Below are 22,122 nucleotides of genomic sequence, written 5' to 3' on the forward strand. Positions count from 1 at the left end.
TTCCTAGTGTCCACACGCGCGCCTCGCCAGCTCACCGTCCCTTTCGGGATGAAAGACGAACGACTTGTCTTCGTATCCGATGTCGCATTTGGCTTGGATTGCGAGTGCACGTGTCCGGAGTGTGGACAAGCGCTTGTTGCGCGTAATCGGGATTTTCCCGGACGACGCCGCATCCGGCACTTTCAGCACTTACGCGCGTCCTCATGCCCTGGTGGTTATGAAACGGCTGTACACCGGATGGCAAAGGACGTGCTTGCCACGGCAGATGCAGTCCTGCTGCCGCGATGGGCTAGCGGCGATGTTGTTATCGAGCCGGAGCTGTTGGGAATCGCGACCGCTGGGCTGGAAGTGCCGCTGCTCAAAGGGGCCGCCCGGCCCGACGTCCTCGTGCATGGAATGGCCTCGGAGATTGAGTTCAATGTGCTCTGCTTTGAGGTCCGCGTTCGACATGCTGTGGACGAGCCAAAGCGTAGTCTGTTGGCCGCTAACGGCATCGACGCGATCGAAATCGATCTATCGGATCTGGGTGACGAAGCCGTAGCCGACTCCTCAACATTTCGGCGCGAGGTGCTGGAGAACTCACAGAACAGGCACTGGATTCATCTATCGCACGCGTCCTATGTCTCCCAGCGTGCTGATAGAGCGCTGATCGAAGTTGAGGACCTGACCGTTACCGAGCGCGTGCTGATCACGAAAGCCGGGCGACCGTTCACCATCCGGGAGCAGTGGGCGTTCTTAGTAAAGCCCGGGTCCCGCGACCGCGTGCGGATTCAGATCCCAGACGAGACGGTTGGGGAGCAGGTTCAACCCTATTCGCGCGGAATGCACACAATCTCGAGCCGCTCCATTACGGTTGACGAGTGGGGGCACCTGCGCCTCCGTTACAAGATGTATCTTGACCAGATTGAGATGAACTCTTCCGAGCCCAAGGGGTCCCAGCGGGGTCTGTTCGAAGCGTTCGAAGAGAGGGAGGCGGGTCCGGGTTTCAAAGTGCGAGTGCGCAACTGGAAAGGGAGCCCTGGCTACTAATCGCTCTTACTGTGCAAGCCAGGGGAACAGCCCGTGGGCGCGCGAAGCGGGCGATCGGTGCCTCGGATCAGTGGTGCGTTGCATGCGTGCTGTCGACTAGGCGAATGACGCTCCTTGTCAGATGCGATCCCCTTAAAATTTCAGCTAAATATGCTGCAAGGCCTGCAGAGAACAGGCACTGCGGAATCGGGAGATAGGGGGGGCGTTATCGAGGGTAGGACGCACTTCCGCTACGCCCCAAAGCTGACGTCGTTGGTCGGCGGCCGCAAACTACGCGAAGACGATATCCGTCCTCTTCTCGACCATTAAGTCGAGCGATGCCCTCACCTTTGTCGGCATCTGCTCGCCCGTCGGTGTTTAGAGGTAGAAATCAGTCTGTATATGTGTCTAGTCGCGCAGGACGCGGACCAGTTGCCCGTCAGCCAGATACATTGGTTCACCCCCTTATCGCAGACACTTACCAAAAGGCCGATTCAGACCAGGAGAAGTGTTCATGTCGAAGCGAAGCATGCTCAGTGTGGCCTTCAAGCTTCGAACGGTTGAGCAGCCGGCCAGCCGGGGCGTCACTTGCGTCTAGCTGGCCTAGGAGCTGCGCCTTAGCCGCAGCTTTCCTGCGACCGCGTGACTAGCCGTTACTCAATATAGCTCGCGAGACGGTGCTGGAGGAGCGGCACTACGTCAGTTCGAACTAAGCAGATGGATTTTAGGATGAAATACGCATGGCGCGCTGCCGGCGATCCCGCATCTCGATATAGTTCCAAGACAAGCTGGTCGAGAGCCTTTGCCCAAGCGGTGCGATCCGTATTTGCCGCGCAGCAGAGGAATCTGAGGTAGATTCTCAAGCCTGTCGATAACGTGACCTCGTCATTCACTGCACGATTTAAAAGCCTAGCCAACTCTGTGTCTCGCAGCGACGCTGCCAGGTGACAGAGCATCACATATGCTTGCCCACCGTCGTTGGTCCCGAGCAGCGCTGCATCGGAATCTATCAGTGTGGTCAAGCCGTCGCACACGCGGCGCGTGATGTCGGAATCGATTCGCCCAAGCAACCCGACGTGTCCCACTAACCGAATCCCTTCGGCTAAATTCGCGCCAGGTGCGTCGAGAGCCTCTCGCAACTGATCCTGGAAATCCTTGGGTAACGCTTGTTCCAGATCACCCCCCCCCTCCAAGGGACCTGGCAGACCGCCATACACTAGATGGTGGCGGCTCACTACTCCGTCGGGATCGTGGAGCAGCCCCCGAAGCTCTTCAGCCCCCGCAATCTCTGGGCGCAATCTGACCGCGGCCGCCACGCGCCCGGTCAATTCGAAACCCAGCTGAGCCGGGGATAGAAGCACAGCGCTCCATCTCGGCTCCCAATGCACATCGGCGAGACTTACGGCGTGAAAGGGCATCTGGAACTGCTGAAGCCAGTCGGCAAAGGAGGCGATATCAATCTGCGCATCCAGCACCTCAGCCTCGATCATCGCCGCGTGAGAAAACGATGCGAGACGTCTGACGCTCGGTGGAACTCCGCCTAGCAGCCCTGACAGCGCCACCCGCTGATCGACAAATGCCGCCAATGCAGCCGAAAGGACCATTCGAGTGCTGCTGGGCGCCAACGCCTCGTTAGCCAAGACTAGTAAGGGGCGTAGAACCTCTATGATCTCCTGCACCGGACGGGAGCTGTGGCAAAGCGCTTCGATCAGTCCGACAATCGACCACGCGTCCAGTGTTGGCATCCAGGCCTCGATCCACCGCCCGAGTTCGTCCATAGCTGCCTTCTCGACAAGCGTCGTTGGCGCAAACCGCGAATGGATGCATCGGAAAAGCGAAAGCCTGAGTTGATCTTCTATAGCGACGCTGGTCCCCCAAGACGCAAGACCCTCCCCGGCAACGGGCAGATTGGCACGTTCGGGGCTTAGGCCGGCTAAGGTGAGGAAGTAGCTCTCGACCTCCGGGACGAGATCCTGCTGAAGGACCGGGTTAGCCCGCAGGGCATCGTTGATCGATGATCGTACAACAAGGGGCGACGCGCGCAGCTCAAGGCGAAGCGTCCCGACCTCACTGATTTCAAGCTGACGGTCGGCAAGGCGGCTCAGCCAACGATATTCAAGGGATTCGCTGCCTCCCACATCTGATACGAGCCGCAACAAGTGTCGCTTGCGATCCTCCTCTCGATCGCTAAGCAGGGGCGCAAAGGCGACCTCGAACTGCTCCGAGAGTTCCTGCTGCCGTGCGACGACGCTCTCGTCGCAGCGGGCAAGCGTCCAAAGCCGCTCCATATCGTCGCTTACTTGTACGGTGGACGAACCGCCGCGCCAGGCGATGCGAGCAGCTTCGTAGAGCTTGCCCGTGTCAAACGTAGGGCGGCTCGGTGTATGGGCGGTAGTCTGGCGGGTGACCGAGATGCCCAATTCGCGACAGAAGGCTTCGTCTTCGAGCAAAGGCGCCTTGACTGTCCTCGGCATAGAAGAAAAAGAAGCCACCGCAATAGCCGCCAAATCCCGGCGCGCATCACTCTCCTCAGCCTCGAGCAAAGCGCCGAGTTCCAGTGTGTACTCGTCCTTGAGCCGTAATAGCTGAGCCTTTAGCACCTCAAGAAGGAGGTTAAACGCCGCGGGCCGATCAGCCCTCAGCGGCTTGCACAGGCGCTCATCAACCCACGTCCAGTAGGCTTGGTTCCGGGTCTGCGAGGGATCAATAAGGTAACGGGCTACTTCGAGCGCTTCCTGCATCAAACCACGCCGAGCATCAAAATCCCCGAGGAACGAGGCACTGAAGTCCGAAAATCGGCCCAAGCGGAAAAGCCAATCCGCACGTTCGTCGTCACCCAACCGGATATCTTTATCCCAGAGCGAGGTAATCGTTTCGCGGAATGTTGAAGCGGTGCTTGTCAGCCAGAACTCTTCAAGTGGGAGCGCGACGTAACGTGAGATTTTCAGAAGTTGAATACTCTCGCGCAGTGTGCGTGCAAAATATCCCTCTCGGATCTCGCCGTCGACGATCGAGAGGTCTTCGACCGCATGGCGCACTTCGTCCAGCCGAACCGGTACAAGGGCGCAACCGCAGTTGCGCAGAATTGCTCGTTTGGCCCACGTGTCTCGCTCCGACAGAATCCCGACATCGCGCAAGCGGTCGATAACATCGAGAGTATCGACGACAGGATGACCGATTCCTGAGGCATCAGTCATCGACGAATAACGATTGCCCGCGCGATCGTCGATAATCAACATCGCATCTTGCGGGATGTCGACAAAGAGTTGTTTAAGCAGCCGTGTCGCAAATCTCTCTTCTTTGTCATCGGGTTCGGGGCGAGATTTTGGCAGGCTTCTGATAAACCCACTTTTTAGCCCACTGAGCCCGAACGTCTGTAGCTGGTTCAAAAGTTCTCTCGGGGAAGAGCTACCGTCTTGGCACGAGGCGAGAGCGACTGCCTCACGAGACGTTTCGTCATGTATTTTCAGATTGAATCGCGCCGCGATACAGCGCTCGATCAGGCCGATAGAGCGCAGGTAGGAGAGCGTGAGACCATCAAGGTAGAGAGTTGCTCCGGACGTGATCAACGGTTCATTGGACCATCCATTATCCTGGCTGTCCAGAAAGGTCTGAGCGCGCGACATCTCTTCGGCGCTTAGCATGCCCATCGCGTCCAGTGCACTTACCAATCCACGAACACTCACCAGACGACTCGTCACCTCTGTGGGCAAGTCAGCAAGACGTGTCATGGAAGAACTGGCGCGATAGATGGGATAGGGGTGTACGACGAAGCTCATCCCACCGGAGCCGTCGCTTGTGCAAGCGTCGAAAAGGTCGGCCAACTCACGGCCGACTTCCTTGTATAGCCTGCCGCGTTTCTCCTTCGCAGGGATAACGTCGATGTTCCGCTTCACTACCCAACGAATGAGATCGTTTGCTTGAGTGACGCGGGAGGGCTGGTGGTAGGCGCTCTGATCGCGCTCGTTTAGCAACCAAAGGCCAAAGTCGTGCGGCAGGTAGAGTTCTTCAAAAATGTGTGGGAGAGAATCGAGCAGGTCCAAATAGGCGAGCACAATCAATGACGTGCAATCAAGCGCGGCTTTTGCCCCTTTAGGAATTCCTTTGGCTTGGCTATTACCTGCAAATAGCGGGACAACATGCCGGGCTGACGGGTCCGAAGCGGCCGCATTTCGCCGCATTGCTTGGAAGATGACCGACGTCAGCGACTCGTTGCTCGAATCTGCCGCCATCGCCAGAAATAGCTCAGCAGATTTCACCATCTCGTTGACCGAGCGAATGCGGTCATTCCAATGGGGCGCCATTTCGACGAGTTCTTGCAGCGACTTGCGCTGAAGGACCCTTTCACCCTCGGGCTTCGCGTCGTTCGTAGCGATGGCCTTCAGAAACCATTCGCCAACGTTTGGATTTTCGGCCCAGTTTCCTTTCACCGCCAGCATGTAAGCGGCCATTAGAACGGACGTATCTTCGTCGGCGAGCGCTGAGGCACTCTCAGCGGCGGTCTGAGCGATCGAGGTGAGCCCAAAGACGTTCGCGGTAGTTGCGACTCGTAGCAGATCGTGCGGATCGTCCGTCGCGATGGTCAAAGCGTTTTGCAGTAGACCTGGGATCCGATCCCATTCCAGAGATTGGATTGCGATCTCAATGCGCCGATGCACACGGTCACTTTCGTCGAGCTCGGAAAGGTCCAGGTGATCGAGCGCTTCCTGCCAATGGCCAAGTTGAAGCGCAACGCGCAGCTTGAGTAGTGCGACTCGAGGCTCGGTGTCGAAAGTCGAGTCCAGGCCCTGCAGAATCTCGTTCGCGCGGGACAGCGATCCCTCATTGAGATGCAGACTTGCCAAACTGCATGCATCGATAAGCGAGTGCGTTTCGCGGTACAGGTCTTCGAGGGTTGCGATTGCGCGTTGCGAATCACCTGACGCCTTCTGTCGACGGGCAATCTCGCGTCGAGCTGATGGCGATGTCGCTTCGATCTGATCTTTGGAGAGTTCTTCAGAGAGATACAGCGCCTCGAGCTGTTTAGAAACCTCCGTCGGCAGGCCGCCCTCTGCCAGAACTTCTGCCGCCGCGGTTCGGTCCCCAGTCCTGGCCAGAATTTGAACCTTGATCGAAGACAGCTGAATGGGATTGACGTGGTCGCAGAGCGATTCGTAGAAGAAATTCCAGTCTTCCAAAACGATTTCTGGCGGAAGATGCTGCATCAAGGAGAATAGAGCCCACGCGGCGTCGTCGTTCAATTTGCCGTAGCGCTTGGCGTACGATTTGATGCGATTAAGGAGGACGTGTGTGTCGACTTCCTGCTCTGCGGCAAGTGCTAACGGAAGCCACCGGAATGCGTGCTCTCCCGAAGACTTCGAAAGCAGGTCGCCTTCAAAAAGTTCTGTCGCACGCTGCTGCGCGAAAAACCGGGTGTCAGGATGCTGCAGCTTCAGCCAAAGCGCATGTTCTAGCGCGAGGTCCGCTCGGGCGGTCCATCCACGTGCGCGGCATTGGGCTTCTAGAGCGTCAAACAGGTCAATAGCGCGCAACTTTGCAGCCACGGCTTCGGAAGTCGAACTTAGGTCGGCGTCGATGACCGAAGGGCGCAAATTGAAGGTCCATTCGCGCAAGTAATCGGGTTGCGCGAGACAGTAATTCGCCACCCCAGCAGCCCAAAGCAGACCCGGGTGTTTGGACTCGGCGGGCCGCTCAAGACTCTCGAGCCAATTCCAGGCAAGCTCCCAATCGGAACGATTCAGGGCATCGTGGAGAACCATAAACTGACCGTCCTCGTCGAAGTCTGATGGCGTCAACGTTTCTTCGGTCAGCCAGGTTACGGCGTCCTGGTACTCTCTCCGGCGCAGGACAAGGTATCGAGCCGTTTGGCTTTCACTGGTGTCGAGCCCAAGAAGTGTGCGAAGCGAAGCGGAGACATCGGATTCGGCTTCGATCAGTGCCGTTACAAGTCGCTGTTGAGGGACAGGAGCAACCGCTAAGGATGCATTCAATAGTGCGCGCGCAGCCTCAAGGTCCTTGTGGACCAAAAGGCGTGCGCACCAGGCAAGGACTTCACTACGCACCGCAGGCGCTGCCAGGGCATAGGCCCCATCCTCCGCTGCGTCAACTGCGAGCGCCTGAGCGGCGCTGTTCGAATCAAGCTCAGAGAAAAATCGACTGGCCTTGAGTTCATCGAGGCGGCTGACGAGCTGTTGCGTCAAAAGCTCAACTGGGACTTGCTTGGCCAATCGGGCTGCCTGTGCCATGTCCGCGTACTCACGCGGCTCAAGCGAGACCTTCGCATGCGGCAGCAGCAGGTCTCGCAGGTCCTGAAGGCGCATCGTGCGACGATCCGAATCACTAGCAGCGGATAGCTCCTTAATGCGCCCGGCAACGATTCGCCCCAGTTGTCGACCTTTGAACTGTTCAAGGCCAAATTCAGACGAGCAGAACGAGGCAACTCGCTGTGCAAGTCGCTGCTCTTGAGCGGTGAGGCTCGGCGCCTTGGCGGTCCAACGGATCACCGGAAAAAGAAGGTCTGCGACCTCATCATTCGTTCGCTTCTGAAGCCAATTACTCAGCGGCGAGGTGGGGCGCGCCGCATTGCGCAGATAGTTCACCAAATCGTGGTGTATTTCGGCCGCTTCTCCGTGGCGGTTCCAGGCGTCAAGAAATGATTGCGTGCCGGCTCCCTGCCAATCAGGATCTCTGCCAAACGCTGCTGTCGTCAGATAATGGAACTGAGCCTGCGCACCCGCACCATCTACGCGCTCCACAACACGATCAAGAAAATCGTGGGCTGAGCGAAGGGTGAGCCGGCGCGCGACGTCTTTGACCTGAATTACGCGCGCGCCTGAGGGACCGGTAATCGCCACATCCTCGGCAATTTCCAGGTGCAACTCTTCATCTTCGCCAAGTGAGCACCACTCGAGTGCTGCGAAGTAGGCCTGATAGTTATAGCCGCGAATTGAGGCATCTGCCTCGTGGCCCGGTGTCGCCAGCGTCGCTGCAGTCGGAATGCTCATTAGGCAGTGGCAGCCGTGTCTGTTTGCTCGACTAGGTTAGGCCGGCGGCGATTAGTCTCCGGCACCGTTCGCTTGGCGTTGCCTTCGAACTCAACAATGCCCCCAAACGATGGCGGCCGTGGTCGAGTGGAAGACGCACCAAATGGCTGACTCAACTGTAGTTTGGGGCGGTCAGCTTCTTCGACAGTTAGGGCGGCGCGCCAACCGGCGTGCATCTCGTCCAATGCGGCTTCGCCGATTGCGCTGGGACGCAAGTACGAGAAAGCGCCTTCGCGATGAACCTCAAGCGCGCCAATTTGCATCAGACGCTTCGCAAGCCGGCTGAAGTTTCCTTCGTTCATTCCGATCTGATTCGCTAGCGCCTTCTGCGACTGCTTCTGCCCAAGCACGACTGCCCGGCCCGCGGCACGTAGGACATCCAAACCGCGTTGGGCCGACCGCACCCCGTCGACCACCGAATTCAGGCCGGCGCGATGAAGCGACGTGTTCACCACCTCACGAAGTGACGCGAAGGCGCCTGCAGCATAAGAGTGGTAATCAAACCTTTCGACCGTGGGGGCGAGCCTGCGTCTAGCGGCATCCAGCTCGCTGAGTACCATCCTTACTTCAGTAGGCGTCCCTTGACGAACCGCGTAGATGGCCGGTTCAAGAAGGGCAGTGAGGGTTTCTGGCAGTGGTTTCATGAGCAATTGTATACAATTGTTATTAGCTGAGGTCAATCTAAGTCGAGGATCCATCCAATTGGAGGAGCTGTTGCCACATCCGCGGGAACGGCTCTCCAGGCGCTAGTAGTGCGGGGGACTGTGAAAGCGTGGGCGTAAGACCAGTGGTGGTCTCGGTTTTGCACAACCAAAGTCCCGGAGTTCGCGATGAACGTGCTGGCACCCGGATGCCGGATATAGGCCAGCGCGCCGTGCTCAAGCCAGCCCAAGTCAGGTAACACGGTGTTTGGACGCAGATTTGGCGCCTTGTCCATGATGGGCGCGAGAACCGTCGTCACGCCCATCTGCTGGATGGCGACTGTATGGGGCGGCGCCTGGATGAGGTCTTCACAAATGAGCACGACTACGCGCAGGTTCGCGCTCAGGTCCACGACAACCAGCGCACTTGGCGCAATATCGATCACTTCCTGTCGGTCGGAAGGGGAAGGGCCGAGAGGAAACCCAGCCGCGCTCTGCTCCTCCGCTGAAAACCGGTAGGCGTGAAGCTTGTTCTGTGTCCAGACGACATCACCCTCACCGTCGAGGACCGCGGCCTGATTTCGTGTCGTACCTCCAACATTCTCGAGGCTCGTTCCGCACAGGGTGATAAGGGGCGTCGCCTCGCCGCGTGAGGATCGTTCCGCTAGACGTGCTGCGACTGCAGAGCGAAGCCTTGGGCCAGAGACGAGCTCGGGCATCAATACGACCTGCGCATCCTGCGACGCGATCTCGTCGAGGGCCCGGTCAACACGGCTCTTGATCGCATCCGAGGTGGCCGGATCCTCATCAACTCGGTATCGGCTTGCGCCAATGGGTTGCCACGCAAGTTCCCTGTGGTGATGAACCACCGGTACAACCCCGACACTTTTGAACTGTGTCTGGTCCGCGAGTTCATCTTGCAGGTGCACCGCCAAGCGAACGTCGAAGTCCGCAACGCGCCGGATGACCGCGACATGCTGTAACAACATCCCAGGGTCACCTTGGCCGCGCTCCGGAACTCTGGCGCGAGCCGGACGGGGATACAGGGCGAATTGGTCAATGACTGCAAGTGGTTTTCCCGTTCGAAGTTGTCCCCTGAGAAAAGCAGCTTGTATCGAGTCTGAGACTCCCACCACCCGGGCCGAGTGGAAGCCCCTGAGCGCGTCATCGATGGCACGAAGCCCTCGCACGACTTCTGCGGAGTTTTCTGCGGTTACTTGGCCGGAACCCGCGATTGCCCGCAGCGATGACTGGACGCCTACTAGTGCGGCGACCTCTTCAACTGAACGCTCCTCCAGAAACGCATCGCGGAGGATTGGGCGTGCACGGCTGATGACCTTGTCGAGCGGGTAGCCCTCGATTTGTTCGTCGCCCAACGGGATCCAACCCCAGCACGCGTTGCGGTGCTCCGCGCAAAACTCGAAAAGTTCAAGCAGCGCAACGCCCACTTCGATTGGCGCTGTCAAGCGTTCAAGCAGCCGCTGTGCATCCTGCGAAACGTTCATCTTCTGTCATCAGAACCGGGAGTGAGTGATGCTAAAACTACTCGCGGCACGTTGACGAACAACGTCTTCATCAAGCCAGTAGAGTTTATGGCATTCGGCCGACGCAGTCTAAAGTCACTGCGACTCAATACATGTGACTGGTGCCGAGCGGAATCTTATTGCATCTGGTTAGCCATCATTGCGATGCCCGTCATGCATTTGTGTGGCTTCAGAGTGCTCGCAGTAGGGGGCGCCAGTCGTCGCACATAGCATAGAGGCACGAGGCCGGCGGCTGCGGGGGCAAGCCACTCGTCAACGTACTCAGGCTTGGGGCTCACGATTGCTCGGTCGTGCTTGGTTGCATCGGTATCGGCATCGCGGCCCTGCTGGGTTGTGTCCGCTATAAGCTGATAGCGGATTGAAAGTTGTATAGGATCGATGGTCGGGCAGGACTTGCTGCCGTCCGCCCGTGGTTCGAGTCTTAAAGGACGAGTACACGTTACCCACACCTTCCACAAATGTAGGAGAGGACTTTCATCCGGATTCTCTCGGGATGCCGAAGACAGAGCAGGCTGCCACCCGCGCTGACCAGCAACCAACCTGACACCGCATTGGCCCAGTAGTATACGCGGCGGTTGCACTTTATTATGAGGATGATCAAGGGAGAACCACTGCATGGAAGCTGGGCTAGGCGAACAATCCATCGAAGAGCTTAAGGTCGTCTATGCCGGCAACGATGGAGCGCTGGGACGCACCGCATTGGCCAAGCACCAAAACATCATCGTGCTCGACTTCGATCGTTGGGACGATTTCGACTTCAAGACCACCTTCCCAACTCGCTGCCTCTTGAAGGGGCAGCCGGTGGATCTGGGCACGATCCAGATCCTGGTAGAAGGCCAGGAAAGTACCCACCCCTACCTCGCCGCACTCAAGAGGAAGGGCTGGGATGGCTACTTTCCGATTCCCAGTACGGACTACATCTCTGTTCCTGCAGCTTTGACGTTCTATGAGCAGATCGTTGGGCGCTTGTCGCTGCATGTCGCGCGCCAGGCGGCGGAACAATTACGTGATGCCAGCTTTTTGGTGAAGGAACGCGAGGATGCCCATGCCATCGCGCTGACTAACACCAAAGGCTTCAGAAAGTCATTGCAACGGGAGAGTGGCGCCATTCGCGCGTTTGCAGAAGCATGGCGCATCCTTACTGATCAAGATGTCGTGTTGAACGATCAGGAGTTCATTTTCACCAGTGCTCGAGGGGATTCATTGACCCTACATTTGCGACACAAAGCACCAGTGCCACTGCCATACGACATCAATCTCCTCATCGGCGCCAATGGCACAGGGAAATCGCAGCTGCTACATCAAATCGTAGGGGATTGGCTGAATATTGATCGCACCGACGAAGTGATCAACAAAGGCCACTTCAAGGAGAGCCCTAAGTTCAGCAAGTTGGTGGTCGTGTCCTACAGTCCCTTCGAGCTGTTTCCGGTTGACCATACAGACTCACCGCAGCGCAAGGACGAAGATGACTATCGCTACTTCGGCCTGCGCGGGCGACGTACTCAGGAAGGGGCTCGCACCCGCAGTAGTCGCGCGAAGATCCAGCTCTCACGCGCCTTCCCCAGTGCGGATGCAGCCGATTCGCTTCTGAGATGCCTGTCCGATGACCATAAGTTTGATGCGATCCGAGATTGGAGCAGGAAGATCCAGACCGCTTACAGCGTTCTGGAAGATGCGATCGACTTCGACTACATGGCCGTGGCTCTGGTCGCAGGTGCGCCAGACAGCGTCTTGGAAGGCGCCTTTAAACCGCGTGACGGGTTCTTGTATCGCTCGACCTCGGAGGGCATACCTTTTCAATTGGTGCCTATTGATCAGAACTTTCATCGATCACTGGAACCAGCGCAGATGCGTGCGCACCTTCTTGAGAAGGAAGGCGTCTTCTTCGTTAAGGGTACCAATGTTGTCGAACTGAGTTCTGGACAACGCCTGTTCTCCTACATCGTAATCAACATTCTTGGAGCGATCCGGCGCAACAGCTTCATCATCATTGATGAGCCAGAACTCTTCTTGCACCCAAACCTTGAGATCGCCTTCTTGGGCATGCTGAAGTCGATACTTAAGGCTTACAGCTCGAAAGCACTCATTGCAACCCACTCTCTGGTGGCCGTCCGCGAAATCCCTAGTGACTGCGTGCACGTGCTGGAACATACCGCTGAGGGGGTAATCATCAAGAAGCCGCCTTTTGAGACCTTCGGCGGAGACATCCAGCGCATCTCCTCGTACGTCTTCGGCGACCGTTCCGTCACTAAACCTTTCGAGGATTGGATCAGAGCCGAGATCAAGATTCACGGCGGTAGCGATCAACTACTCGCTGCCCTCGGCAATAACCTTAATGAGGAGATGATCATTCAGATCAATGCGATGGGGAAGGGTGCGTGGTAACTCGACTAGAGCTTCCTGCCATCGATGACGATGCCTACATCACCGGCGTTGTTCTTGAGCGCCAAGCGGGTATCAATGCCGCCTATTTCACTTGCATTCGGGAGAACTGGCAGGACTGGGTTAGGGAGTATGTCCGAGTCCACGGAGATCCGGCGCAGATGCCCGCATCGCAGATAGGAGACATGGATAAGAAAAAGTTCCACAACCTGTATACCGGCGCACAGACTGGTTCAGTTCATGGTGAGCAGCTCAAGAAGCTACGCGATGGCAAGCCGCAGTTCTGTCCAGCGTGCGGGGAGCCCGGTCAACCCAATACACTGGATCACTACCTGCCCAAAGAGCTTTTCGCCGAGTTCTCCATCACACCCGCTAACCTGTTCCCCATGTGCGATACCTGCCAGGGGTTCAAGGGGGTACTGACGGTAGATGGAGCAGGGCTGCGCTACTTCATCCACCCCTATTTCGATGATTTTACCCGCGAGCAACTTTTGTTGATCGAGTTTCAACCGCCGTTTGATGCTCCCACGATGATTTTGAAGGTCAATCCGGTGCTTGCCCCTGAAGCAAGTCAGCTGACCCGGCGCCATATAGAAAAAATAAAGCTCGAAACGCGTATCCAGCATTTCATGCGAGACGAGTACAGTCATCTCCTACGCTTAGCTCAAGACATCCGAGAAGAGGGTGGCGATGTACAAGTGAGTTTGCGCCAGTTTGCACGTGTCTACCGCTCTAAGTCGGTCAACCGATGGGAACACCTCTGGTACGCCAGCGTCCTGGCCGACAATGCACTGGTGACCTATCTCGCCGAAGAGCCACTCCCTCCATTGCGCTAGATAGGCCTGCGTTCACCATCGCTTTTTCTGCAGGATATTGACGCGCAGTTCCAGGCGCCTAGACAACGCGGGAAGTGTAGCAAGCACGGCAAGACCGGTCACTGCGCTTCCTCAAGCAGGCATGCGGCGGGATTGGTAGTGGCGCTGCCGGATTGGAAATATCCGATCGCCTGGGCCACCGAGCGATGTTCGGTCAGCGCCATCAAGGCGGGTAGGGCCACCCCTTGGCGACCGCCTTCGGTAATGAAGCCCGAGCGAAGGCTGTGCCCACCAAAGTCTCCCTCCAGCCCGGCCAGGCGCGCGCGGCGCTGCACGATCGCGGCGACCGCCTTAGGCGACAGCGCCGGGCCGACGCGATCCTTCCAGAGACGACGGAAGAGGGGGCCGTCGATTATGGCCGCCGCATTCAACCAGGCATCCAGCGCAGCACCGGCGCGGCCAAGCACCGGCTTGTCTGGGGTGGCGCTAGCATTGGGGCCGGCCTGCTGGGTCTTACTGTGTTCTAACCGGTAGACGAAAGCGGTCTGACCAACGCGGCGCAAGTCCTGCCAGTTGGCTGCGGCGATCTCGCTGCGTCGCCGCCCTCCACTGGCAAAGCCGAATAGCAGCAGGGCCTTATCCCGAAGCCCCTCTAATGAATCGTCGCAGGTGACCAGCAGCGCTTCAAGTTCGCTACGGGTGATGGCGGTCTTCTTGTGTGGCCGCTCGCCACGTTTGACCGAGGCGCGGCGCCCGCGCTTGAGCAGCTGGCGCACTGCAGGCGCTTCACACGGGTTAGCGGCCTTATGCGCTTGGTGGGCCGCCGAGAGCACAGCCACGCGATGCACAACAGTGCTGAGCTTAAATGGGCCGAGATTCTGCTTGAGGCCGGCGGCGACCAGGTGTGCATCCAGTGCCGGCGGCAGCTCCCACGTCAGGCCGGTCTTTCCGCGCCGGGCCAGGTGGTCGACCACAAACTGGACCACCGCCGGCTCGGGCACCGGCAGCGTGATCGGCTGCCCAAAGCGACCCTGGAACCAGGCCGCCCAGTAGCGCAGGGCGGTGGCATAGCTGCGGGTGGTATTGGCTGCGGCTGCCTCGGCCAGCAGTTCGCGCACGGCGTCGGCGGCCTGTGCCGCGAGACGATCCGGAGCGAGGATGGCGAGGGAAGGAACACTTGGCGCGAGTATGTTAGTTTTCATATGTCGAACGTATCAAATAATACGTTGCAGGCCATCTACTGCCGATAACTATCTGTTATCGGACGTGGATTGGCAATGGGGTAGGGCGTTCGCGTCGGGAGAGCATCAGATGGCCAAAGGAATCCAAGAAAGCGAGGTATTTGAGGCGGCCGACGCGTTGCTCGGCGTCGGCGAACGGCCGACCGTCGAACGCGTACGCCTGCACCTGGGCCGCGGTTCGCCGAATACGATCGGACCATTGCTGGACGCGTGGTGGACTCGGCTCTCCCAGCGGCTTGAGCACCGGCTGTCGCTGCCGGACGTCCCGGAAGATGTGGGTGTGGCCTTAGCCAAAGTGTGGGAATTGGCGTTAACGGCCGGGCGTGGACAAGCAGACGCTGCGCTGGCGCCAGAGCGCGCCTTTCTGGCCAGTGCCCAAGCCGAGATCGAAACCCGCGTGACCGCCGAGTGCGAGCGCATGGCCGCCATTGAGGCACAACGCCAGCAGGCGTTAGTTGCTGCCCAGATCGCCGAGGCGGCGTTGGCCATCTGCGAGCAGCGAGCCGGCGAGCTCGCCGTACAGGTGGGCGCGCTGCAGCGGCAACTAGGGGAACTGAGCGGGCGCCGGGACGCCCTGGAAGCGCAATTGCACAGCGCCCAATCCCGTCTGGAGCAGGACCGAAGCGCGGCCGCAGGCGAACGCGAAACCCTGCAGACGCACCTGCGCCAGGTCGAGGATCGGGCTTACACCGAGATCGATCGCCTGCGCCAGGAAGCCAAGGCGCACAAGGCCCAGCTGGCTACGCAGGCCCGCGAACACGTCGCGGCACTGCGCGAGGCCGATCAAGCCCGACGTGCGGCAGAACAGGCCCAGCATAGCGCCGAGCGTGAGAGCGCCGCAGCCCAGGCACGGGCGCAGGCACTCGCACAACCACGTCCCGCCAAGGCGCGGCCCGCCATCAAGAAAGAGGCTGCTAGTGCCACGCGCAGGTTGGCCAAGCGGTAGGCTGCGCCCTCGCCGCTGGCAAGCGGGTGGGGCTAAGCGCTAGGCTAAGAATTCCTTAGCCTTGGTGAGCAGTCGCATGACCCTACCTGACGAGCGCACTCGCAATCTGCTGCAAGCCGGGGCGTTTCTCAAGGAACTCGCCGGCAGCCAAGCCGTACCCAAGTCCGTGCGCGAAGAAGCCTATCGGCTGTTGCGTCACTACCCGACACTCAGTGATGTGGAAGCCATCGCCCAGCATGAGGAGCGGTTGCGGGACCTCACCCAATCGGCGTTTGTGCGGCCTTATTTGACCTCGCAGTTCGAGCAGGACTGGTTCCGCAGTTACCCCAAAGGTCCTCATCGGATTTGAGCGACCGTACGTATCCTCGTAGGCAATCGCCTGCATCGCCAGCTGCATGGGCCTTCGCCCGCAACGAACGCCTGGATCAGCAACTGGCGACGTTGAACGTGTGACCGGAAGCGCAGGGGGCGACGGCACCAGCAGGAGCGCGGTGCATTTCGGAACCGGGTTGGCGCCACCGGAAAGCATGCGCTGGGCAAGGTCGATCAGGCCCGCCATTTACGTTAAGCGATCTGCCTCGGCAAGCAAGGACGCCACCGCCGGATCACCTACAATTGTGCGCCCCTCAGAGTGCGCGACTGGGAAAACCAGACATTCATTACTGCGTCCCCGGAACTATAGACCCCCTTGACTGCGTTAAATGGATACTCAGAGTGCGTCGGTGGACCATCAAAGAGTGCGGTGCCCATCAGGGTGTGAGCTGCCGGCTGGGATGCCACGTGACCCCATCCTCCATTTCGCATAATGTATATTATGTCAGATCCAACTCAGTGGCCGGCTACCTCACAGCCCCATTGTCTTCCTGCAGCTCCCGCTTGAACGGCACATCCGGTGGCGGTCTGGCTGTTGCCGGCTGATCGTTGAGATTCGGGTCGCTCAGGCCGCAGCCGCCGCCGAACTGCAGCAACGACACCACGCAGCTGATCTTGGTGGTCGTTCCCGGGATCGGGATCTCGATCTTCTTGAGGCCGCGCCGCACCCATTCCTGCAGCAGCGACTGGTTCGGCATCCAGTACTTGTCCAGCGAGGTCGGCGTGTAGCCGTACGGCGGACGTTTGAGCCAGGTGCCGCCCTGGGCGATCTGGTCGCGGGTCCAGGTATCGGTTTCGCTGCCCGGCGGTCCGCGATCACCGGCACCGTTGCCGGCATCGCCAGCTCCGGCGGCGACGTGAACGCTGCCGTCTGCGTTGAACATGCCGTTGCGTGCTCCATTTGCGCCTGTGGTTTCGCCGGCGCGACGACGGTCGGACTTGCTCCAGTCGTCTGCATTGGCCGCAACATCCCAGCCGCCGCCGCGATCTGCTGGCGCCGGGCCGGCATTGCTGGTCGCCGGCTTGGCTGCGGATGAGGCTGCCGCCGTAGTGCTGCTGGGTTGCGCCGATCGCGCCGAATTCGCCAGTGCTTGATTGGGCTGCGTGGAGGCCGCCGATGGCTGGGTTGCTGCAGCTACCGACGTCGACGATGTCGGCGCTGGAGTCGTCGGCGTCTGCTGGGCTGGCCTGGCCGGTGCCGGTTGGGGCGTCGGGTCCGGCACGCTTGGCAACTCGGCCGTTCGAATGGCCACTTCAGGCATGCGCACCGTCGGTGTGATCTCGCGGCTGCGCACCGACGGCGCAACGACCTGGGGCCGGTCCGGCACGACGATTTCCCGCTCGCGCACCGTCGGTGCGTTGGCAGTGCGCATCGCGACGGTCGAAGCGGGACGCTGCAATTCGCGTAGCTGCGGTTGCTCGGTCACGGTCTGGACATCGCGCTGACGCACCTCGATCTGCGGTGCGGCCGGCTCGACCGGACGCGGCGCCACCGTGATCGTCGGCGGTGGCGGCACGACAAAGTCGTTCGTGGCCACCGGTGTTTCGGTGACCTGTAGCGGCGATTCGATCGTCACCGGCGGCACCGGTACGGTCACGCGTGGTACCTCCGGCGCCACCGGTTCGCTGGCAGCGGCAGCCACCGGTTCCGGCGCGGTGTCCTGGGCCTGGGCTGTGCTTGAAGGAGGGTCGACGGACTCAACAGGCGCAGGCACCGACGGCGCTGCGCTTGGCTTGTCGGTCGCAGCGGATGCACTGGACTGCGGCGCCGAAGCCGCATCGCCCGAGGCGGCCTGCGCAGCGTCAGCGGGCTGCCCTTGCCCACCGCCCTGCTCTGCCGCACCGTCGCCGATGAAGGTCATGCGCACCCGTGATTCGTCGCCGGTCTGGGTGTCATCCGGCGCCCAGCGCACCGTGACGACCCAAATGAGCAGTGCGATGAAGCCAAGATGGATCAACAGGCTGCCGAGCAGCGCCAGCCAGTGCTGTGGTCGCTGGTCTTTTGGTCGCGGCTCCCAGTGCTGCCACCACAGGCTGCGAAATGCCTGAAACGGCGACAACAACGCCACGCCAGCGCCTGCAGGCGGTGCTGGCCGTGCCAGCAGCACGCCCAACACCTGGTCATCGTCGAACGCAGCCGCCGGCCCGAGGCGGCTGCTCATCCAAGTTGCCCAGCCGTAAGGCAAACCGGTGCGCCGATCCAGGATGAGCTTGCCCGGCATGCGCGCGCGCAGTGCCTGCAGCAGATCGGCGGCCGTGGTCACCGGTGGCGCGGAATCAGGCCGCGCTGTCGCGCGGGATATACGGTGCGTCGCCGGTGGCGTGGTCGGTCGCGTCGCGCACCGCAATCACGCCGGGCACGCGCCCCATCAGGGTCTTCTCGATGCCCTGCTTCAAGGTCACATCGGCCATGCCGCAGCCGTGGCAACCGCCGCCGAAGCGCAGCAGCACGACACCCTCTGCCGAGACCTCCTGCACCGCCACGCGGCCGCCATGCGATGCCAGCTGTGGGTTGATCTCGTTCTCCACCACCCAGCGCACGCGCTCCACCATCGATGCGGACTCGGCCGGCGCTTCGCCCTTGATCTTGGGTGCCTTGATGGTGAGCTGCTGGTTGCCGGTGGACTGGGTGACGTAGTCGATCTCGGCGCCATCCACCCAGGGCACGCTGGCGGCGACGATATATAAGGTGAAGCCGTCGCAGTCGATCGCCCATTCGTCGCCGCTCAGGTCCGCCGGTTCGGCGAACTCCAGCCGGGCGTCGGCGCGCGGGGTGCCCGCATCCACCGCGCTCAGGCGCACGCCCATGCCGGGCACGCCCTCGCGTTCGATGAGCTTGCGGAAATAGGTTTGGGCTTTGTCGGATATCTGGATCATGCGGGTTATTCTACCGCTCAATGCGCCTGCGCTCATGGAACACCGTGATCCTGAGTGAACGCGCTGTCCGCCACCCCTGCGAGACTGTCATGACCGATCTGATTCCCCTGGAACAGGCCCATTGCCTGCCGCGCAAGGGCAGCGACCACAAGCTTGGCGAAGCGCGTCTGGCTGAACTGCTGCCGCAGGTGCCGGGCTGGGAGCTGGCCGAAGTGGGCACGGCAATTACCCGCACCTTCCGCTTTGCCGACTATTACCGCACGCTGGCCTTCGTCAATGCGCTGGCCTGGATCGCCCACCGCGAAGACCACCACCCCGACCTGGGCGTGCATTACGACCGCGTGGTGGTGCGCTATTCCACCCACGACGTTGGCGGATTGAGCGAAAACGACTTCATCTGTGCGGCCAAGACCGCCCAGCTTTACGATCAAGGAGCCACCCCATGACCCTGTCTCGCGCTGCCCTCGCCGGCCTGTTCCTTGCCGTCGGCATCAGCGGGTGTGGCAAGTCGTCGCAGCAGCCCGCCGCCCCGGCGGTGGCACCGACCGAACTGGCCGCCTTGAAGACCCCGCCGCCGGAATACTCCCCGCAGCTGGCCTGTGCCGGCATCGGTGGCACCTCGGTGCTTCGGGTTGTGGTCGGTGTCGAGGGCACCCCGACCGACGTCTCGGTATCGCAAAGCAGCGGTCAGCCGGTGCTGGACGAAGCCGCGCAAAAACGCGTGCGCGAATGGAAATTCCGGGCCGCCACGCGCAATGGCCAGGCAGTGCCGCAGACGATCCAGGTGCCGGTCGCGTTCAAGCCGCCGGTGCCGCGCCCGGACGAATGCTTCGCCATCGAAGAGCGTGCGCGTCGAGGCGGCTAAGCCGCCTTCGATGCCTTGCGCGTACGGCCGCGGCAACGCGCCGGCGCGCAGCGCGCAAGACTGAGCACGGCGAACGGCCTGCATCAGCTCCAGCTACCCACGGTGCGCGCCTGATGCCAGCGTGCACGCGTCGGGGTTATCGCGCCAGACACCACGCGTCCGTCATCCAGGCATGGCCATCCTGCAGCCGCAGTGTGGTCATGCGCAAAGTGCGCAGCAGCAGTCGCCACGCTCCCCGCCGAGTACGTTCTATTCCACGAGGTCGTGCGTCACATGCTCGAAGTGTCATCCCACAATGTCTGGACCGCATTTGCGGTCACGCTGGCCGCTGGCCTGGCGACCGGACTCGGCAGCCTGATGGTCGTGTTCTCCAAGAAGCCCAACCCGCGCCTGCTGGCATTCGGGCTGGCATTCGCCGGCGGTGCGATGGTGTATGTGTCGCTGTCGGAGATTCTCAACAAGTCGATCGCCTCGTTCTCCAACGCCTACAACGACAAGCTCGGCTTCACCTTCGGCACGCTGGCGTTTCTGGCCGGCATGCTGCTGATCATGGTGATCGACCGCCTGGTGCCCAACCCGCACCAGAGCCTGTCCAGCGACGATCCGCTGTTCCGCGACGACAACCGTGCCTATATCCGCCGGGTCGGCTTGATGACCGCCATCGCCATCACCGCGCACAATTTCCCCGAAGGCCTGGCGACCTTCTTCGCCACACTGGAAAGCCCCGCGGTCGGCATGCCGCTCGCGTTCGCCATCGCCATCCACAACATTCCCGAGGGCATCGCCATTGCGGTACCGGTGTACTTCGCCACCCGCAACAAGTTCTACGCCTTCGGCGCCAGCCTGCTCAGCGGACTGGCCGAGCCGATCGGCGCCGGCATCGGCTATCTGGCCTTGTCCAGCGTGCTGTCAGAAGCGGTGTTCGGCACGGTCTTCGGCCTGATTTCCGGGGTGATGGTGTTCCTGGCGCTGGACGAATTGTTGCCGGCGGCCAAGCGCTACGCGCAGGGCCACGAGACGGTCTACGGCCTGGTGGCCGGCATGGGCACACTGGCGATCAGCCTGGTGTTGTTCCGCTTCGCCACGCCTTAACACCCGGCCGAACCGCAGCCGCAGTGCCGGCACGACCATCGGCTCGACCGCCAGGACACATCGGCGACGCGCTGGCGGCCACGACCGGGACGGATGCGTCGCCGCGGCGCCTCAGCGCCCCAGCCGGTCCAATGCCTCGGCCAGTTCCGGCGCCAGCGGCGCGCTCAACACATAGGGCGTCTTGCCGGCATCCAGCGCAAATTCCAGCGAAGCAGCGTGCAGGAACAGGCGCTTCAGGCCGAGCTGGTCGCGCAGGCGCTTGTTGACCTCCGCTTCGCCGTACTTGTCGTCGCCGGCCACCGGGTGCCCCAGGTGCTGGGCGTGCACGCGGATCTGGTGGGTGCGGCCGGTTTCGATACGGACTTCGCAATAGGAGTGCCCGCCGCGTCGCTCCAGCAGCTTGAAGTGGCTCAGCGAGGGCTTGCCGATCGCATTGACCTGCACATGCCGCTCGCCGCCCTGGCGCAGCCCGATGTGCAGCGGCGCATCGACCGTCATCACCCCGTCCGGCATGCGGCCGACCAGCAAGGTCAGATAGCGCTTGGTGATGCCGCGCCCTTCGACACGGTCGTCCTCGCGCATCAAGGCCTGCAGCTCGGTCAGCGCCGAACGCTTCTTCGCCACGATCAGCAGGCCGGAGGTATCGCGGTCGAGCCGGTGCACCAGTTCCAGGGTCTGGTTGGGCCGCAGGGCGCGCAGGGTTTCGATGGCGCCGAAGCTGATCCCGCTGCCGCCATGGCTGGCGACCCCGGACGGCTTGTTGAGCGCCAGCAGCCGCGCGTCCTCGAACACGATCGCCGCTTCCAGCCGCGCCAGGAACGATGCCGGTGGCGCCGCCTTGTTGCCCTCCTCGGTCACGCGCACCGGCGGGATCCGCACTTCCTCGCCACCCTCGAGCTTGCGCTCGGCCTTGGCCCGCCCGCCGTTCACGCGCACCTGTCCGCTGCGCACCAGCTTGTAGATCAGGCTGCGTGGCGCGCCCTTGAGCTGGCCGAGCAGGAAATTGTCCAACCGCTGCCCAGCACGGTCTTCCGGAACTTTGAGAATGCGCACGCCCACACGGTCGGTGGGCGGCTTGGGGGTCTGGGGGTCGGTCATCCGGCTCTTTATTCTGTTACACTCGGCGAGCGAGATAAGGGTTTGATTTCGTTGGAAGTTGATTGGCCAGAAGCCTGCCTTCCGATGATTCCGGCACAGTGCGCGACCACCGCCCCCGGGGCGGCCATGTTAGCGGCTCACCGGCCTGCCCGGCCATCGCCGGCGGTTTTTGACCGTCGCGCTGAACATGTCCCGTGC

At 60.9% G+C, this 22,122-nt stretch carries 15 protein-coding genes; 8 read left to right on the top strand and 7 right to left on the bottom strand.

The features are described from left to right. The first annotated feature begins 237 nt into the window (after positions 1-237). On the top strand, positions 238-1,029 hold the full coding sequence (locus AC1PLS_RS11010; protein WP_481103686.1) for a single-stranded DNA-binding protein: 792 nt from the start codon (positions 238-240) through the stop codon (positions 1,027-1,029). Positions 1,030-1,661: 632 nt separating this feature from the next. Here AC1PLS_RS11010 and AC1PLS_RS11015 read toward each other — a convergent pair. Genes AC1PLS_RS11015 through AC1PLS_RS11025 form a run of 3 tightly spaced genes read right to left on the bottom strand, consistent with a single transcriptional unit; the run spans position 1,662 to position 10,197 of the window. Then, on the bottom strand, positions 1,662-8,012 hold the full coding sequence (locus AC1PLS_RS11015; protein ID WP_481103687.1) for a tetratricopeptide repeat protein: 6,351 nt from the start codon (positions 8,010-8,012) through the stop codon (positions 1,662-1,664). Further along, on the bottom strand, positions 8,012-8,695 hold the full coding sequence (locus AC1PLS_RS11020; protein WP_481103688.1) for a hypothetical protein: 684 nt from the start codon (positions 8,693-8,695) through the stop codon (positions 8,012-8,014). Before AC1PLS_RS11020 ends, AC1PLS_RS11015 begins: the two co-directional genes overlap by 1 nt. A 32-nt stretch (positions 8,696-8,727) precedes the next feature. Continuing rightward, a complete protein-coding gene (locus AC1PLS_RS11025) occupies positions 8,728-10,197 on the bottom strand; it encodes a hypothetical protein (protein ID WP_481103689.1) in 1,470 nt (489 codons plus the stop codon). Between the two features lie 654 nt (positions 10,198-10,851). Here AC1PLS_RS11025 and AC1PLS_RS11030 point away from each other — a divergent pair. Both AC1PLS_RS11030 and AC1PLS_RS11035 read left to right on the top strand, forming a co-directional pair. Continuing rightward, the gene (locus AC1PLS_RS11030; RefSeq protein WP_481103690.1) at positions 10,852-12,621 is read left to right on the top strand and encodes an AAA family ATPase; all 1,770 of its coding nucleotides are present in this window, start codon (positions 10,852-10,854) and stop codon (positions 12,619-12,621) included. Next, positions 12,615-13,454 (top strand): hypothetical protein, encoded by an 840-nt coding sequence (locus AC1PLS_RS11035; RefSeq protein WP_481103691.1) that lies wholly within the window; start codon positions 12,615-12,617, stop codon positions 13,452-13,454. Before AC1PLS_RS11030 ends, AC1PLS_RS11035 begins: the two co-directional genes overlap by 7 nt. Before the next feature lie 98 nt (positions 13,455-13,552). Here AC1PLS_RS11035 and AC1PLS_RS11040 read toward each other — a convergent pair whose 3' ends face one another. Continuing rightward, positions 13,553-14,635 carry a site-specific integrase gene (locus AC1PLS_RS11040; RefSeq protein WP_481103692.1) on the bottom strand — a complete coding sequence of 361 codons (1,083 nt, stop codon included), beginning with the start codon at positions 14,633-14,635 and terminating at the stop codon, positions 13,553-13,555. 109 nt (positions 14,636-14,744) lie between these two features. Here AC1PLS_RS11040 and AC1PLS_RS11045 point away from each other — a divergent pair, with 109 nt between their 5' ends. Together AC1PLS_RS11045 and AC1PLS_RS11050 are read left to right on the top strand one after the other, a co-directional pair. Next, positions 14,745-15,620, top strand: coding sequence for a DNA-binding protein (locus AC1PLS_RS11045; protein WP_481103693.1), 876 nt, complete (start codon positions 14,745-14,747; stop codon positions 15,618-15,620). A gap of 76 nt (positions 15,621-15,696) precedes the next feature. Further along, positions 15,697-15,969 carry a BPSL0761 family protein gene (locus tag AC1PLS_RS11050; protein ID WP_065031337.1) on the top strand — a complete coding sequence of 91 codons (273 nt, stop codon included), beginning with the start codon at positions 15,697-15,699 and terminating at the stop codon, positions 15,967-15,969. A gap of 490 nt (positions 15,970-16,459) precedes the next feature. Here AC1PLS_RS11050 and AC1PLS_RS11055 read toward each other — a convergent pair whose 3' ends face one another. Beyond that, the gene (locus AC1PLS_RS11055) at positions 16,460-18,256 is read right to left on the bottom strand and encodes a transmembrane repetitive protein (protein WP_184431154.1); all 1,797 of its coding nucleotides are present in this window, start codon (positions 18,254-18,256) and stop codon (positions 16,460-16,462) included. Positions 18,257-18,269: 13 nt separating this feature from the next. Next, complete coding sequence (locus AC1PLS_RS11060; RefSeq protein WP_024938663.1) at positions 18,270-18,869, bottom strand: NfuA family Fe-S biogenesis protein; 600 nt, start codon at positions 18,867-18,869, stop codon at positions 18,270-18,272. Positions 18,870-18,958: 89 nt separating this feature from the next. Here AC1PLS_RS11060 and AC1PLS_RS11065 point away from each other — a divergent pair, with 89 nt between their 5' ends. The 3 genes from AC1PLS_RS11065 (at position 18,959) to zupT (ending at position 20,826) form a co-directional block, all read left to right on the top strand. Continuing rightward, a complete protein-coding gene (locus AC1PLS_RS11065) occupies positions 18,959-19,315 on the top strand; it encodes a 4a-hydroxytetrahydrobiopterin dehydratase (protein ID WP_039815276.1) in 357 nt (118 codons plus the stop codon). Beyond that, positions 19,312-19,734, top strand: coding sequence for an energy transducer TonB (locus tag AC1PLS_RS11070; RefSeq protein WP_016904560.1), 423 nt, complete (start codon positions 19,312-19,314; stop codon positions 19,732-19,734). Before AC1PLS_RS11065 ends, AC1PLS_RS11070 begins: the two co-directional genes overlap by 4 nt. Positions 19,735-20,007: 273 nt before the next feature. After that, positions 20,008-20,826 carry a zinc transporter ZupT gene (zupT, locus tag AC1PLS_RS11075; protein WP_016904561.1) on the top strand — a complete coding sequence of 273 codons (819 nt, stop codon included), beginning with the start codon at positions 20,008-20,010 and terminating at the stop codon, positions 20,824-20,826. 111 nt (positions 20,827-20,937) lie between these two features. Here the strand turns inward: zupT and AC1PLS_RS11080 are convergent, their stop codons facing one another. Next, positions 20,938-21,924, bottom strand: coding sequence for an RluA family pseudouridine synthase (locus AC1PLS_RS11080; protein WP_184431158.1), 987 nt, complete (start codon positions 21,922-21,924; stop codon positions 20,938-20,940). Positions 21,925-22,122: the final 198 nt, after the last annotated feature.

The organism is Xanthomonas sp. NCPPB 3218, assembly GCF_056725185.1.